General features: G+C 61.3%; 15 protein-coding genes. 7 read left to right on the forward strand and 8 right to left on the reverse strand.

What is annotated here, in order from left to right:
• Positions 1–7: 7 nt before the first annotated feature.
• The 3 genes from SIB58_RS13130 to hisB form a co-directional block, all read right to left on the reverse strand.
• Entirely contained in the window at positions 8–718 is a 711-nt protein-coding gene (locus SIB58_RS13130) for an SIMPL domain-containing protein (protein WP_066904796.1), read from the reverse strand.
• Between the two features lie 111 nt (positions 719–829).
• Entirely contained in the window at positions 830–2,317 is a 1,488-nt protein-coding gene (locus SIB58_RS13135) for a carotenoid oxygenase family protein (RefSeq protein ID WP_066905057.1), read from the reverse strand.
• Positions 2,318–2,376: 59 nt separating this feature from the next.
• The gene (gene hisB, locus SIB58_RS13140) at positions 2,377–2,985 is read right to left on the reverse strand and encodes an imidazoleglycerol-phosphate dehydratase HisB (protein WP_066905059.1); all 609 of its coding nucleotides are present in this window, start codon (positions 2,983–2,985) and stop codon (positions 2,377–2,379) included.
• A gap of 58 nt (positions 2,986–3,043) precedes the next feature.
• On the opposite strand from hisB, the gene SIB58_RS13145 reads away from it, so the two are divergent.
• Positions 3,044–4,249: an NAD(P)/FAD-dependent oxidoreductase gene (locus SIB58_RS13145; protein WP_066904798.1), complete on the forward strand. Its 1,206-nt coding sequence runs from the start codon at positions 3,044–3,046 to the stop codon at positions 4,247–4,249.
• A 33-nt stretch (positions 4,250–4,282) separates the two neighbouring features.
• Here the strand turns inward: SIB58_RS13145 and fabI are convergent, their stop codons facing one another.
• Positions 4,283–5,065 (reverse strand): enoyl-ACP reductase FabI, encoded by a 783-nt coding sequence (gene fabI, locus SIB58_RS13150; protein ID WP_066904800.1) that lies wholly within the window; start codon positions 5,063–5,065, stop codon positions 4,283–4,285.
• A gap of 118 nt (positions 5,066–5,183) precedes the next feature.
• Here fabI and SIB58_RS13155 point away from each other — a divergent pair, with 118 nt between their 5' ends.
• Both SIB58_RS13155 and SIB58_RS13160 read left to right on the forward strand, forming a co-directional pair.
• Positions 5,184–6,125 (forward strand): FAD-binding domain-containing protein, encoded by a 942-nt coding sequence (locus tag SIB58_RS13155; protein WP_156486656.1) that lies wholly within the window; start codon positions 5,184–5,186, stop codon positions 6,123–6,125.
• A gap of 3 nt (positions 6,126–6,128) precedes the next feature.
• Positions 6,129–6,557 carry a hypothetical protein gene (locus tag SIB58_RS13160; protein ID WP_066904802.1) on the forward strand — a complete coding sequence of 143 codons (429 nt, stop codon included), beginning with the start codon at positions 6,129–6,131 and terminating at the stop codon, positions 6,555–6,557.
• Here SIB58_RS13160 and SIB58_RS13165 read toward each other — a convergent pair.
• The gene (locus tag SIB58_RS13165) at positions 6,515–7,072 is read right to left on the reverse strand and encodes a hypothetical protein (RefSeq protein ID WP_231856948.1); all 558 of its coding nucleotides are present in this window, start codon (positions 7,070–7,072) and stop codon (positions 6,515–6,517) included. The two genes, SIB58_RS13160 and SIB58_RS13165, sit on opposite strands and share 43 nt — an antisense overlap.
• Before the next feature lie 72 nt (positions 7,073–7,144).
• Here SIB58_RS13165 and SIB58_RS13170 point away from each other — a divergent pair, with 72 nt between their 5' ends.
• Both SIB58_RS13170 and SIB58_RS13175 read left to right on the forward strand, forming a co-directional pair.
• Positions 7,145–7,762, forward strand: coding sequence for a thioredoxin family protein (locus SIB58_RS13170; RefSeq protein WP_066904804.1), 618 nt, complete (start codon positions 7,145–7,147; stop codon positions 7,760–7,762).
• Between the two features lie 10 nt (positions 7,763–7,772).
• On the forward strand, positions 7,773–8,984 hold the full coding sequence (locus SIB58_RS13175; RefSeq protein ID WP_066904806.1) for a DegT/DnrJ/EryC1/StrS family aminotransferase: 1,212 nt from the start codon (positions 7,773–7,775) through the stop codon (positions 8,982–8,984).
• Between the two features lie 2 nt (positions 8,985–8,986).
• On the opposite strand, the gene SIB58_RS13180 is transcribed toward SIB58_RS13175, so the two are convergent.
• The gene (locus tag SIB58_RS13180) at positions 8,987–10,465 is read right to left on the reverse strand and encodes an FAD-binding domain-containing protein (protein WP_066904808.1); all 1,479 of its coding nucleotides are present in this window, start codon (positions 10,463–10,465) and stop codon (positions 8,987–8,989) included.
• 14 nt (positions 10,466–10,479) lie between these two features.
• Complete coding sequence (locus SIB58_RS13185) at positions 10,480–11,040, reverse strand: NUDIX hydrolase (RefSeq protein WP_066904810.1); 561 nt, start codon at positions 11,038–11,040, stop codon at positions 10,480–10,482.
• A gap of 26 nt (positions 11,041–11,066) precedes the next feature.
• Here SIB58_RS13185 and SIB58_RS13190 point away from each other — a divergent pair, with 26 nt between their 5' ends.
• Entirely contained in the window at positions 11,067–12,842 is a 1,776-nt protein-coding gene (locus SIB58_RS13190; protein WP_082823357.1) for an ABC transporter ATP-binding protein, read from the forward strand.
• Position 12,843: 1 nt separating this feature from the next.
• Here the strand turns inward: SIB58_RS13190 and folK are convergent, their stop codons facing one another.
• Positions 12,844–13,353, reverse strand: a complete 510-nt coding sequence (folK, locus tag SIB58_RS13195) for a 2-amino-4-hydroxy-6-hydroxymethyldihydropteridine diphosphokinase (RefSeq protein WP_066904812.1) — start codon at positions 13,351–13,353, stop codon at positions 12,844–12,846.
• A gap of 21 nt (positions 13,354–13,374) precedes the next feature.
• On the opposite strand from folK, the gene SIB58_RS13200 reads away from it, so the two are divergent.
• Complete coding sequence (locus tag SIB58_RS13200) at positions 13,375–15,549, forward strand: putative cobaltochelatase (protein ID WP_066905067.1); 2,175 nt, start codon at positions 13,375–13,377, stop codon at positions 15,547–15,549.
• Positions 15,550–15,554 lie beyond the last annotated feature (5 nt).

The following is a 15,554-nucleotide window of genomic DNA, read 5'->3' on the forward strand; positions in this document are numbered from 1 at the left end:
AATGAGCTCAGTTGAGGCAGTAATCCAGCGCAAGACTGAGGCTGGCTGTGGGCAGCGGCGCTTCCTCAGGCCTGAACCGTGGCGCCGCACTGACCGCCATCGCGGCAGGGCGAACCGAGGCATGACTGCGCTGATCGATGCGCAGCAGCGCCACCCTGCGAAGCCCGAGGGATGCTGCCGTCTGCTCGGCCTGCCTGCGACCGCGCTCAAGAGCCCTCTCAAGCAGTTGGTGCTGCAAACGATCCTGCCCCTCGGCAGATGGCAGGGAGGTCATGCCCTGGAGACGGACACCCGGCAAACGGCCGGCGCGCTGAATCAAGGGGTCGTAGTTGCTGCGACCAACCGTTCCGGTGATGGTTGTTGAAGACCGATAGCCCCTTGATGGCTGAGAACCGGGCATGGCATAGGTGTTGGGTGCCGGAATCACAAGCCGCCCATCAACAAGGGTCTCCAACTCCTCGCGCAGCCTGACCTGACGCTGATTGAGTTGTTCCAGTGCGGCTGCGGTCGTCGAGCCCTCTGCCTCGAGGCGCAAATTGAAACGGAAACGATCCGTACGGCTTTCACCGCTCTCCTGCAGATTCAGCTGAAGAAGGGTGCCACGGCAAACAGGACCCTGAATCTCAGCTTTGGCCGCTGGCGGCAGCAGCGAGACGGCTGGAGCGAGCAAAACTGCTGCTGCCAAAGAGATCACGGGGGGATTCAGCTCAGAAGGCATCACAGGCGAGACAGCGAATGGAACCTGAGTCGCTGTCTAAGTCATGCGGAGCTTGGAAAGATTTCATAACCATGACCGGCGCTGCTTCAGACACCACCGAGTCCGACTGAGTCAGCAGGCATCAACCCAGCTGCCGTGCAGGCCATGGGGTATCGCCAACGGCAGCTCGAACACCGCCAGTTCGCGCAGATCAGCCGCGTCAAGAATCACAAGATCAGAACCTTCCCGATCACCGTTCCACACCAGTTCCAGCACCCAGCCATCGTCTTCAGCGCTTGCCCCATGCCTGGGAACCATCAGTGGCTCACTCACAAAGCCGTGGGGCACGGCACTCCAGATCTGGCGCTCACCGCTGACCAGATCAAGCTTTTTGACCACCTGAAGCGGATCATTACCCTGCTCGCGCGCTGCGGCTGCCATCCAGGCGAAGCGACAGGGAAGGCCTTCCTTCACAGGATTCACCATCGCAAATTCACAGCAGCGTTCACTCAGACGCGTGGTCTGCACCGTGGCGCTCTCCAAGTTGATGCGGCACTGCTCGAGCAGCCCCTCGGGGATCAGATCGAAGTCAACCGCTGCAAAGTCGACATCGGGACCGATCGATGGGAAATCGCTGTAGTAAATGCTCTCCACCACCACATCACCCTCCTGTTCCCAGGCGTTGAGGTGATGAAACACAAAGCCCTCGGGTGCATCCACAATCCGCGGGGATTGGCCTGCAAAGGCACCGCTGTCCCGTGGAATCAGCCAGAACTTGGCCTGGCCATTCTGCTTGGATTGCAGGCACTGGGCCGCACCCTTTCTGCCAAGCACGAAAGGAAGCGGGTTGAAATCGATCGCGTTCTGGAGAAACACAGCCCAGTTGGGTGTGATGGCGAAATCGTGCAGGAAGGCGAAGCCGTTGAAGCTGTCACGGCGGTCGCTGAGAAGATCTCCTGCCTTGATCCCGGCGGCGGAGTCATCTTCCGTGGCGAATTCCATCAAACGGATGGTGCTGCGTGGCCCGGTGTTGACCCCGAAGGTGACCATGCGCGGGCGACCGTGATGTCCGGGATCGAAGCGAGGATGGGCACTGAAGGCCTCACCTTTCTTCAGAACACCGCCCAGCAGGCTGATGCCGTGGGTCTCGAGGGTTCGGGGATCGAGCGCATGGGGTTCGGCTGCTTCCCAGAGTGCGAGCAACTGGTCGCCAAGCTGAACAACGCCAGTGTTGGCGATGTTTTTCAACCTCAGATCAAAGGCATTGGCCAGCGGACCTCCGGGCTTCTGACTTCCGAAAACCCCTCGATACAGCACCTTGCCTGCCGCTTCTTCGGCCTGCCAGCCAGCAGTACGCACAAAACGATTGGTGAGCGAAACACCCTCAGCCTTGAACTGAATCGCGGTGATCATGCCGTCACCATCAAAGGGATGGTGGACGCGCTGGCCGTTACGCTCCAGCAGCCCAGGGCCATTGCGATAGAGAGTTCCCAGCAGCTCTGATGGCACGCTGCCCCTCACCGGCTGAAGCGCAACATCAGTGAGCTCCTGCTCCACATTGCGGAAGGCGCTGGCCCATTCCGACCGGTTGAAACGTTCAGCAGCGGGAGCGACGGTCACGGGGAACAACAGCAGCGATCTCCATCTTCTCGTAACGGACTGTGAAGCGCGGCGAAGACTCAGGTCGCCCCTGCCTGCTCAAGCACACCCTTGCTGCTGGGAACCGCACCTGCACGCCGCGGGTCGATCTCCGTTGCCATACGCAAGGCCCGGGCAAAGGCCTTGAAACAGGCTTCAACGATGTGATGGGAATTGGTTCCATCCAGCTGACGGATATGGAGGGTGAGCCCGCTGTTGTTGACCACCGCCACAAAGAATTCCTTGACCAGCTCGGTGTCGTAGCGACCGATCTTCTGATTTGGAATGCTGAGGCTGTAGGAGAGATGTGGGCGGCCGGAACAATCCAGCACGACCTGCACCAGCGCTTCATCCAATGGAGCGACGAAGTGACCGAAACGCACGATGCCGCGCCGATCACCCAGGGCCTGCGCCAGAGCCTGTCCGACGGCAATGCCCACGTCTTCATTGGAGTGGTGATCATCAATGTGGGTATCACCCACCGCATTGATCTCAAGATCAATCAAGCCATGGCTGCTGATCTGATGGAGCATGTGGTCCAGGAAGGGCACGCCGGTGCTGGCCTGACACTTGCCACTGCCGTCAAGATCAAGGCACACCTTGACATCGGTTTCACCGGTCACTCGATGGATCTCGCCTTGTCGCGTCATCCCATTGCTTTCAGTGACTTCATCGTGCCGCACGAGCAAGCAATCAGAAACCACAACCATGCAATTCCCCGACCTTGACACCGACGTGAAGAAGAGCAGTGCGCCATTCAAACGAAGGGTTCAGGTTCTGATCGTGGGTCTCGGCCCCGCAGGCACAGCCTGCGGAATGGGGCTAGCGAAAAGTGGTCTTGAAGTGCTGGCGATTGATCGTGCCCACTTCCCGAGAGACAAGATCTGCGGTGATGCCCTGACAGGCGATGCACTCCGTTTCCTGAGAGAGAACAACATCCCCTCCAGGATCATCCAGAGATCTGTCAGCGAGACACGCAAACCCAGCTATGCGGAGCTGACGCCCACCCTCGCTGAAGCCAGTGGCTACTCACTTGAGGGCACTGGCCTGCGCACGAGGGAAGCGTCTTTTCACAGCATTCGCCGCATCGACCTCGACAACTGGCTGGTTGAGTGCTGCACGAGAGCTGGATTGCCCATGGAATTCGGTTGGCAGGTGCAATCGCTCCACCGTCACTCAAGCTCTGATCCCTGGTGCGTCTCAGGCACAATTCGCAGCCGCGAGGGTCAGGTGCAAGGGAAATTCGAAATCACCGCCGAGGTGGTGGTGGGGTGTGATGGGGTTTCCTCAGTTGTGCAGAACCTGACGCGTGAACAACACGCTGCGCGACCGATTGCATTGGCGAGCCGAAGATATTCCAGGCGCGACGAAGTTGACACTCCGGACGTTTCACTGATGGATTATCAGTGGCCTCGGAACCCCTCCTACGCCTGGCGGTTTTCAGTGAATGGCGGAACCAACGCTGGCATCTACTGGTGTCATCACCGCGACATTCCACCACTCAGCGGTCGCGATCTCCTGGCGCTCACCCGTCAGCATGCTCCCAGAGGTGACGCCATCAGAACCTGGGGAATTCCGGTTTTAACCGACGATCCCCTGCCCCAATCCCCGTTGGGGATTCTGCTCACGGGTGATGCGGCCTCACTGGTCGACCCCATGATCGGGCATGGGATCGACCGCGCCATTCACAGCGGAGAGCTGGCCGGCCAGATCCTGAGCAAAGGATTTCAAACCGGCTGCACTGTTGAAACGATCACACGCACCTATGAGAACAACCTTGAAAGTCGGCGGGTTGAGTGGCAAAGAAGCTTCAAGGAAATGGACAACATGATCGGGGGAATCGATCGCACCGTCGAGCAGTTCGTCAGAGGTCTGCTCAGATCAGTGATGTTGCCTTCAACAACCCAGCCCTGAATTCGTCGGACCCAATCTCACAGCACAACTGAATCACATGCCATTGATGCAATACCCCGCATCCACATAGATGGTTTGGCCGGAAATACCACTGGACAGCTCACTGAGCAGGAACGCAGCAGTGTTGCCCACTTCCGTCTGGGTGACGGTGCGGCGCAGCGGTGCCTTTTCCTCCACGTTGTGAATCATGTCGAGGATGCCACCGATGGCCGAGCTCGCCAGCGTGCGGATCGGGCCTGCACTGATGGCATTCACCCGAACCTGCTTGTCGGGACCGAGCTCGGCGGAGAGATAGCGAACGGACGCTTCCAGAGCGGCCTTGGCCACACCCATCACGTTGTAGTTGGGAATCGCGCGTTCAGCGCCCAGGTAAGTGAGCGTGACCACCCCGGCTTTCTCACTGAACAACGGCTTGGCATGACGACACAGTGGAGCCAGGGAATAAGCACTGATCTCGAGAGCTCGGGCAAAACCCTCAGAGGTTGTGGCGCTGTAATCACCGATCAGTTCCTCCTTGCCCGCAAAAGCAAGGCAATGCACCAATCCATCCAGCACGCCCCACTTCTGCTTGATCTCTGCGAAGACCGTTTCCATTTGAACGGCATCCTGAACATTCAGAGGCAGGAACAACGAAGGTTCAAGTGGAGCGGTGAGCTCACGAACCTTGGTCTCAAATCGACCTTTCTCGTCGGGGAGATAGGTGATGCCCAATTCAGCACCCGCCGCTTTGAGCTGCTGGGCGATGCCCCAGGCAATCGATCGATTGTTGGCGATGCCGGTGACGAGGATCTTCTTGCCCGTGAGATCGAGAAGCATCGGACCGGTCTTGGCTGAACTGTTGGGGGATTCTCCACCATCCCCGACCCGAACTCCCAGCAGCGGTCGCGTTTGAGCCCCTGGATCGACAGGATGACACTCAGAAATTCCCTGTTCGGTGCCCCCGCAACCCAGCCCAACATCGCTGTCATGGTCTGAACGGCCTGGAGACTTGCCCAGGGATCTCCCGGACCGCGGTGCGCTCGAACGCCTGCTGGAAGAGGAGTTCCCGGAGGCGGGCGGAGCGCTCAGCCCACTGCGCGGAGGTCGAGACGCTGCGGAACAAACGCTGCGTCGTATCGACCCACGGCGCTACACCAAAAGTCGCAATCACCTCAGAGGTGCGGTCACGGGTTTATCGCCTTACATCCGCCACGGTGTGCTCAGCCTCGCCGAGGTGAGGGATGCCGTGTTCCAGCGCATTCGCAGCCGGGATGAGGGAAGCAAGCTGATCAATGAGCTGGGATGGCGCGACTTCTGGCAGCGGATGTGGCGGGATCTTGGTGATGGCATCCACGACAGCCAGGAAGAGCTGAAAACAGGGCACGATCCCGCCTCCTACGCCAGGGAGCTCCCTGAGGACATCCGCCAGGGAACAACAGGTCTGGCCTGCATGGACGGATTCCAGAGCGAGCTCATCACCCGTGGCTGGCTGCACAACCACGCCCGCATGTGGCTGGCTGCTTACGTGGTGCATTGGCGCAAGGTGCACTGGAAGGCCGGCGCGGACTGGTTTCTGGAGCATCTGCTGGATGGAGACCCCTCCAGCAACCATCTGAGTTGGCAATGGGTGGCCAGCAGCTTCAGCCACAAGCCCTATTTCTTCAACAAAGGCAATCTGGAGCGGTTCAGTGATGGACAGTTCTGCAGGACCTGCTCCAGCAGCGAGCGCTGCCCCTTCGAGGGCAGTTATGAGCAACTGGAAGATCAGCTGTTCGCCAACCAGGGCGCCATTCGAGACGTTCCCCCCAGACGCAACCGCAACCACCGGCAACGCTCAGGCCGAAAACAGAGCCTGAACGGAAACAGTCATGCGGCCATGGCCCGACCAAAGCGATAAGCCATGACTCTTCAACGACCAGTGATCTGGGTGCACGAGGAAGCACTCGGCGCCAACAACCCAGCGCTGCTTGAGCGGCCGGATCACCCCGCCATTTTTGTCTTTGACACCCGATGGATCCGAGAAGCCTGCATCAGCCGCAAACGACTCGGCTTCCTCTACGAAAGCGCCCTGGATCTACCCATCACACTGCGCAAGGGTGATGTGGACAAGGAAGTGATCGCCTTCGCTGAACATCACCATGCCGATGGCGTCCTGAGCAGCGTGCCCGTCGATCCCCGCCTGGAACGCATCGCTGCCTCGATCGAATCGCACTGCCCGCTGGAACTGCTGGAGCCGGAACCATTCGTGGACATGCCGCGGCCCCCGCGACTGGGACGCTTCAGTCGCTACTGGCGCGATGCCGAACCGGTGGTCTGGGAACGCTTCTGAGCTTCATCGAGCAACTGGTTCTCAAGCCGCTTCTCTTCAGCGGGATCTGATAGCAGATCCCGCTGCTCATAAGCCGGCAGCTGGACAGGCATCAGCTCCGACGCATCGGTTGGCGGGGGAGTCCAACGCCAGCGAGCCTGGGGAGCCCGCTGCTGGCAAAGAGCCTTCAACTGCGCCTGCAAAGCCTGGAGAACATCGCTGCGACGGACGACAGCGAAGAATTCCTCACGCGGTGCGAGGCCTGCACTGAAGGGTGCTGAGCCGTTGCCGTTGAAGAGACGTGCAGCATCGGGGAACCAACGCGGCGCGCACTCCGCTGGATCGTCCGTGTTGGTTTCCAGGAAGAGGTGGAGACCGTAGCCATCGGGCTGACTCACCACAGCGAGCCCGTCATGGGGCATCCGCCGCTGCAGCGGGAAAACTTTCCAGCTGGGTTCCTGCGCTGCCGAACAGGCCGCCAGCACCAGAACAACAGTTATGACTGAGATCCGACCTGCCTGGGCACGCCTGAGCACGCGTTCTCTGCACCGGAAGGCCGGAGTCTGAACCAGGATGAAGAACGGTGCACCATTTGTTGCTCGTTCGCCATGGCTCTCACTCCCTCAACCATGCTGCCCCTTGGCGAAGCGTTACCTGACTTCAAGTTGCCCGTGGTGAGCGGAAGCTTGAGGGATGCCGCTGCCGCAGCAACTCTCAGCAACAGCGCGCTACCGAGACAACCGCTGCTGTTGATGCTGATCTGTGCGCACTGCCCATTTGTGAAGCATGTGGAACCCGAGCTGAGCAGGCTCGCAGAGCACTACGGCCCAGCCGTGACCTTGGTGGCCGTTTCCAGCAACAGCCTCACCACCCATCCACAGGATGGTCCCGAGGGCCTGCGCCATCAGGCCAAGCGGCGGCAGTGGAGTTTCCCCTATCTCCTGGATGAGCAGCAAAACCTGGCCAAAGCCCTCAAGGGTGCCTGCACGCCCGAGTTTTATCTGTTCAGCCCCGATGATGCAGGCCTTCAGACCCTTCGCTATCGCGGCCAGCTCGACGGCAGCCGCCCAGGCAACGATGTGCCAGCGGATGGTCGCGATCTGCGCAGGGCACTGGATGCGGTCCTCAACGGTCAACCTGTCAACGGAGAACAGCACCCTTCCGTGGGCTGCAATATCAAGTGGCATCCCGGACAAGAGCCACCGTGGTTCAGGGCACCGGCTTAAGGTGCCCCCCATGCAGGTTCCTCCCTTCAGCCTCAGTCAGCAGCTCGCCGAACTGGGGCCGGAACTCGATGAAGCCGCGCTGCGTGTGTTGCGCAGCGGGCAGTACATCGGCGGCAGCGAAATCAAAACCTTTGAAACTCGCTTCGCAGCGGTGGTCGGCACGGCCCAGGCCGTTGGTTGCAACAGCGGCACCGATGCCCTGATCCTGGCGTTGAGAGCCCTCGGCATCGGGACCGGTGATGAGGTGATCACAGCCTCCTTCAGCTTCTTTGCCACAGCAGAAGCCATCAGCGCTGTGGGTGCCACCCCCGTTTTCGTGGATGTGGATCCACTCACCTACCTGATCGATCTCGATCAGATCACTGCTGCGATCACTCCCGCGACCAAAGCCCTGATCCCGGTGCATTTGTTCGGTCGCCCCGTGGACATGACGCGGTTGATGGCGATCGCCAAAGATCACAACCTTTGCGTTGTTGAAGACTGTGCTCAGGCAACAGGTGCGAGCTGGAACGGGCGACCAGTCGGCAGCTGGGGGGATACGGGCTGCTTCAGCTTTTTTCCCACCAAAAACCTGGGAGCGGCCGGTGATGCTGGCGCAGTGACCTGCCACGACGCAGCTCTTGCTCAACGCATGCGCGAACTGGCCGTGCACGGCATGCCCCGCCGTTACCTGCACACAGAGCTCGGATACAACAGCCGGCTTGATGCGATGCAAGCCGCAGTGCTCAACGTGAAACTGCCCCGGCTGCACCAATGGGTGGAGCGCCGCCGGGAGATCGCCCAGCGCTACCGCAAGGGTCTGCAAGATGTGCCAGGCCTACTACTCCCTGATGCATCGACAGGCGATGGTCACGGCTGGAATCAGTTTGTGGTGCGTGTCACGGTCTGCCCCACTGACATCTCCTCCAGTGGCAGTCATCGCCCCAGTGAGTTCGGGCTACCCAGCAGTCATTGCCGCGACTGGCTGAAACAGAGCCTGCAGGAGCGTGGAGTGAACACGATCATCTACTACCCCATTCCCATTCACTGCCAACCGGCTTATGCCGATCAGCAACAAGACACCCGTCTACCAGTGACCGAGCAGCTCTGCAGCGAAGTGCTGAGTTTGCCGATCTTCCCGGAGCTCTCCAGCGAACAGCAGGAACAGGTGATTTCCGTGCTGCGTTCGCTGCTGATCCAGAACGCCCCATTGGATTCACAGACCTGCACTGTGGCGGCCTGAGCTCAGGATCGGATCGTGGCGTAGAGACCCTTGAAGTGGGCCTGTTGTTTCTTGTGATCGATCAAAAGCTCGGGATATCCGCGTCGCTCCAGCGCGCCAATCTCGCCGCTCAGCAGATCCTTGGTGTTCACATGGCGCAGCTCAGGTAACCAGTAACGGATGTAATCACCCTCGGCGTCGAACTTTGAGGCCTGAGTCGCGGGATTAAAAATCCGCAGGGGCTTGGGATCCATGCCGCTGCTGGCACTCCACTGCCAGCCGCCATTGTTGGCCGCAAGATCGCCATCAACCTCCAGCTCCATGAAGGCCCTCTCGCCCCAGCGCCAGTCGCAGATCAGGTCTTTGACCAGAAACGAGGCGACGATCATGCGACAGCGGTTGTGCATCCAACCGCTCTGATTGAGCTGGCGCATCGCTGCATCGATGATCGGCATCCCGGTTTGGCCCTCTCTCCAGAAGGCAAACCAGTCTTCGTTGTTCTCCCAGGGGAAGCGTCGCCATTGCTCGCGGTAAGGGCCATCAGCCAGTTCGGGGAAATGGAACAACGCCTGCTGATAAAACTCACGCCAGCCCAGCTCCTGCTCCCACACCGTGATGGCATGCTGCTGTTCATCACTGCGCACCATCTGCTTGGCGCTCTGGGCAGCACACCAGGCCTGCCTGGGACTGATCGTGCCGACACTCAGAGCCGCACTCAACGAAGAGGTCCCCTGCTGACCGGGGAAATTACGGTCAGGCTCGTAGCCAAGCAGGGGCCCATCAGCGAAGGTCGCCAACTGATCCGCCGCCGCAGCTTCTCCCGGCCTGCAAGGACACAGGTCCGTGCCGGTGAATCCATGACTGCTGCGCAGACGCTCAAGCTCGGCCTGTCCCTGGGAACAGAGGCGAGCAAGATCTCCCTCAGTGGCGTTGATCTGCTGGAGCTGGGACTGGGTCAGATCCTGCAGGCCTTGCGGAGCTTCTGCGGTGCGTGGAGCGAGCCGTTCGACCTGACCACGCCAGTTGCGCAGGAAAGGTCCATACACCCGATAGGGATCACCTCCACCGGTTTTCAGTAACTCCGGCGCCACCAACAGCTGGTCCCAGTCCACAAGCAGCTTGCGCCCGTCGGTCTGCAGAGCCTTGGCCACCCGACGGTCACGCTCACGGGCATAGGGCTCCACATCGCGACTCCACACCACGGTGGGCGCGTCCAGCAGAGCCGCCAGCTGCGGCAGCAGCAGGACTGGATCACCGGCCAGCACCAACAGGCGACTACCAGCCTGCAGCCAGCGCTGTTGCAGTTCGACCAGGCTCTCCACCAGAAACCACAAGCGGGCCGGCGCCATCGGCGGCAGCTGGGGTAGCGGAGTGATCAGAGCCGGATCGAGCACATAAACACCGGTCACAGCCGGGCTGAGTGCTACGGCCGCCTGAAGGCCTGAGTTGTCCGTCAGGCGCAGATCGCGGCGGTGCCAGAACAGCGTGCGAGAGGTGCTCATCTTGGATCGAACATTCAGAAACCGAGCAGCTGCTTGGCCCTATACCAGGCGGTGACGCTTTTGCCATCCAACCACTCCTCGCCAGAGCTCAAGCGAGCATCCAGTTCAGCGGGACTCATCTGCAGAACCTCCAGATCCTCGTCGTCGTCACCTGCCGGGGGATTGTCCAGCGCTGTGAGATCCCTGGCCAGGAAGCAATGGATCACCTCATCGGAATATCCAGGACAAGGCAGCATTGGACCGAGTGCATCCCAGCGGGCTGCGCTGTAGCCCGCCTCTTCACCCAGCTCCCGCTTCATCGATTCCAGGGGATCTTCACCTTGCTCAAGCGTGCCGGCCGGGAACTCCAGCAGCCTGGCCTGAACAGCAAAGCGGTACTGACGCAGCACCACCACCTGTCCCTCGTCGGTGATCGGGACAGCCAGGGCAGCTCCCGGATGCTTGATGATGCCGAAGCTGCCCTCCACCCCCATGGGCAACCGGATGCGGTTGCGCTCGAAGCGCACCTTGCGCGCATCCAGGGCATCGATGGTCTCCAGCAGCACGTAGGGCTCTGGAGCCGGCAGCGGGGCCATGGCTTCTCAGGACGATCGGCACCAGCATGGCGGGTGAGCGTCAGGATCGACGGAGGACTGTCCCCTCTTTCGGCATCGCGCTCACTGGTCAAGCCTTGAAGTCTTCGCCACCCAAAGTGCTCCCCCGGCGGCAGCAGCTGCAGCTCCTGAAGGCCTTGGCGCGGGAGGCGGGCTGGCGACAACTCAGCCTGCAGACCTTGCTGAGCGTGGTCAGCAGCCTGCTGGACATCGCCGGACTTGGGTTGGCCGTGAGCCTTTTGCTGAGCTCGGGAACAGATTTCGCTACATCACCGACTTGGCTGAGAGAGCTGCCACTGTCGTCCAGCCTGGTGCTGCTGGTGGGCCTCATCCTTGCTCGAGGTCTGATCCAGGCTCGAGTGGCTGTCAGCAGGGAATGGCTGCGCTCAGGCTTCACCGACCGGCTTCGGCAACACTTGCTGCATGAGGTGTTCTCCGCCTCATCCCGGCAACTGGATCAACTCGGCCGTGGTGATCTGCTGGCACTGCTGATGGCCGACATCACTCGCTCGGCCATGAGCCTGGATCAGGCCTTGCGCATGGTTCAGGCGCTGCTGGCGATGCTGGTTTACCTCATCAGCGTGCTGGTGGTGGGGCGCACTGCAGCCTGGCCGCTGCTGCTGGCGCTGGCGGCCACTGCGAGCGCAGCACTGCTCAAGCGATCCGGCAGTTGGGGACTGGGCCGGATCCAGAGCCGCCTGAATGCAGCCCTGCAGCGAACAGTGGGGGATGGCCTGCATGGACTCAATGCCTTGCGTGCCGCTGCCGCTGAAGTCTGGCTGCTGAATCGCTTTGCACGGGAGACCGCCAAAGGCCGCTGGCTGCTCAGGGAACGCGTGCGCAGACGCGCGGGCTACAACGCCTGGCGCGACACGCTGGTGGTGGCCATTGCTGGCCTCTGGATGCTGATCCAGGGGGAAGCACTCACGGCTGAGGTGCTGGCCACAACGTTGGTGCTGGCCTACCGAGCCGGTACATCCCTGAGCGCTGTGGTGCAGGCCCGACGCCTGTGCCTCGGCAGCCTGCCTGGATACGAGGCGCTGCGTGAGCGCCGCCAACAACTGCGGGCTGACCCCTTACTGACCTTTGGGACAGCACTCAGCGAACGCTCTCTGCAAAGACTCGAACTGGAGCACTGGAGCCGACTTCACTGGCAAAGCACAGATCCTGGCGGAGCTGCGCCGACATCCATCAGCCTTCAACCCAACCGACTGGTCGCGATCACTGGGGCTTCAGGCTGCGGCAAGACCAAGCTTCTGGATCGCATCAGCGGACTGCATGACGAAGAGAAGAGCTTCTGGACAATCCACGGCCAAAACACAACTTTTCAGCTGAACGGGCTGGCCGCTGCTCAGCAGTTGCGTGGACTGATGGCCTGCGCACCCCAACATGCCGCTCTGTTTGAAGCCAGCCTGCGTGACAACCTGCTGCTTGGCGCCGATCTTGCCGACCAAACCATTAAGGAATGGCTGCATCGCCTGGGACTGGAGCACCTATTGGACAGACAGGAAGGCCTGGATACCCCTATGTCACTTGCCCAGACACCCTTCTCCGGCGGTGAGATCCATCGCCTCGGGTTGTTAAGAGCCTGGCTTCGGAGCCGACCGGTGGAAGTTCTGGATGAGCCCACGGCATTTCTTGATGCCAGCGCCAGCCAGCGGGTTCGGGAGGTGATTCTTGAACGGTCCAGGGAGCGACTGGTTTTGTTCAGCAGCCACGATCCGGATCTGCTCAAGCAGGCTGACGTAGTGATCGAACTGACCTCTTCAGAGTTGAAGGTCTGATTCAGGGACGCCAATCAACAGATCGCTGCATGGCTGCCAGCAAGGGCTCAAGCACAAATTGACGCAGGTGCAGCCTTGGGTGAGGCAAGACAAGGCACGGATGGTCCAGTCGCCATTCCCCCCAGAAGAGCAGGTCCAGATCGAGGCTGCGAGGACCCCATTGCAGCTCCTTGTTTCGATTACGACCGAAACGCCGCTCAAGCTGATGCAGCTGCGTGAGCAACTCCAACGCCGCAGCCTCGGCGGCGGGGCGCTGCACTCCTTCGAACAGCACCACGGCATTGCAGTACATCGGCTGCCCTGAAGGCCCGCCCACTGCAGCCGTCTCAAACAGTGGCGACCAGGAGCAGCGCAGCTCTCCGGCAACAGCCCTGGCCCAGTGGATCACAAGCTGCTCCAGTTGAGGACGGACCGTGATCAGAGTCTGACGAGGCTCACCCGCGCAACTCGGCAGGTTCGCCCCAAGGGCGATGGCAAGCGAATGAGCCTGATCAGCGAGACTGGGGCTCACGCGCAGGGCCGGCAAACATTCATGGTTTCAGGTGGAGGGGTCGCCAGCGGTATGGCCAGCACAGCTGCTCAGGAACAGGCAAGCCGTGCCTTCCCTTTGGCAGCCATCACAGGCCATGGAACGCTGAAACTGTCGCTGATGCTGGCAGCGGTGGACCCCGCTCTGGGAGGCGTGATCATCGCCGGGGGCAGAGGCACCGGCAAGTCGGTGCTGGCAAGAGGCCTGCATGCCCTGCTGCCACCGATCGAGGTGCTGGATCAGGAGAGCGCGGATCTCCCTGCCGGACCGGGGCTCAACCTCGACCCAACCAGGCCCGAGGAATGGGATGCCAGCTGGCGCGAGCGGCTGAGCCAGGATCCACCCTCCAAGGTGATTCCCGCTCCCTTTGTGCAGGTGCCCCTTGGCATCACCGAAGACCGACTGGTCGGTGCCGTGGACGTGGCCGCATCCCTGGCCAGCGGCAGCCCTGTGTTCCAGCCGGGGTTGCTGGCAGAAGCTCACCGGGGAGTGCTGTACGTCGATGAGCTCAACCTGCTCGATGACGGCATCATCAATCTGTTGCTTGCAGTGGTGGGCGCCGGTGAAAACCAGGTGGAGCGGGAAGGCCTCAGCCTCAGCCACCCCTGCAGGCCGTTGCTGATCGCCACTTACAACCCCGAGGAGGGCAACGTCCGCGACCACCTGCTCGACCGCTTTGCGATCGCCCTCTCTGCCAATCAGCTGGTGAGCACGGAGGAGCGCGTGGAAATCACCAATGCGGTGTTGAGCCACGGCCAGTGCAGCCGCAGCTTTGCCGAGCGCTGGAAAGAGGAGACTGATGCCCTGGCCACCCAGCTGCTGCTGGCCCGTCAGTGGCTGCCGGACGTGCGCATCAGTGGTGAGCAGGTCGAGTACCTCGTCACCGAAGCGATCCGCGGAGGCGTAGAGGGGCACCGATCCGAGCTCTACGCCGTGCGCGTCGCCAGGGCCCATGCAGCCCTCAGCGGTCGTGAACAGGTCGAAGCGGAAGACCTGCAGGTGGCTGTGGCCCTGGTGATCGCACCACGTGCGTCACAACTGCCGCCGCCGGATCAGCAGATGGAGCCACCACCGCCGCCGGAACCCCCTCAAGACCAGAACCCACCACCACCGGAGGCAGGCGAGCAGAACCCGGAGAACCAACCCCCGCCGCCGGAAGGCTCTGATCAAGATCAGAACGACCCGCCCGAGCAGGACTCCAGCGACAACGAAAAAGAGGAAAACAGCGAAGACGACAACAGCGACGATGACGAGTCGGATCAGGACGAGGCACCGCCCTCGGTCCCCGAGGAATTCATGCTCGATCCAGAGGCGGTGTCCATCGATCCCGACCTGCTGCTGTTCAATGCTGCCAAGAGCAAGAGCGGCAGCAGCGGCAGTCGTTCGGTCGTGCTCAGCGACAGCCGCGGCCGCTATGTCAAACCGATGCTGCCCAGGGGCCCAGTACGACGCATCGCCGTGGATGCCACGCTGCGCGCTGCGGCGCCTTATCAGAAGGCAAGGCGCGAACGCCAGCCCGGACGCAGTGTGATTGTTGAGGAATCTGATCTGCGCGCCAAGCTGCTGCAGCGCCAGGCCGGAGCCCTGGTGATCTTTCTGGTGGATGCCAGCGGCTCCATGGCCCTCAACCGCATGCAGAGCGCCAAGGGTGCCGTGATTCGGCTGCTCACCGAGGCCTACGAAAACCGCGACGAAGTGGCGTTGATCCCCTTCCGCGGCGATCAGGCCGAGGTGCTGCTGCCTCCCACGCGCTCGATCACCGCTGCGCGCCGGCGCCTGGAATCCATGCCCTGCGGCGGAGGGTCACCACTGGCCCATGGACTGACCCAGGCAGCCCGGGTTGGCGCCAATGCCCTGGCTACAGGCGATCTGGGCCAGGTTGTGGTCGTGGCCATTACCGATGGACGAGGCAACGTGCCGCTGAGCACATCCCTGGGCCAGCCGGAACTGGAAGGCGAAGAAAAGCCAGACCTCAAACAGGAAGTGCTGGATGTGGCGACGCGCTACCGCATGCTGGGCATCAAGCTGCTGGTGATCGACACCGAGCGCAAATTCATCGGCAGTGGCATGGGCAAAGACCTGGCCGAAGCCGCAGGGGGCAAATATGTTCAGCTGCCGAAAGCCAGCGATCAGGCGATCGCGGCCATTGCCATGGATGCCATCAATGCAGTGACCTGACTTTG

The sequence above is a fragment of the Synechococcus sp. MIT S9504 genome (genome assembly GCF_047497135.1).
Classification (GTDB): domain Bacteria; phylum Cyanobacteriota; class Cyanobacteriia; order PCC-6307; family Cyanobiaceae; genus Synechococcus_C.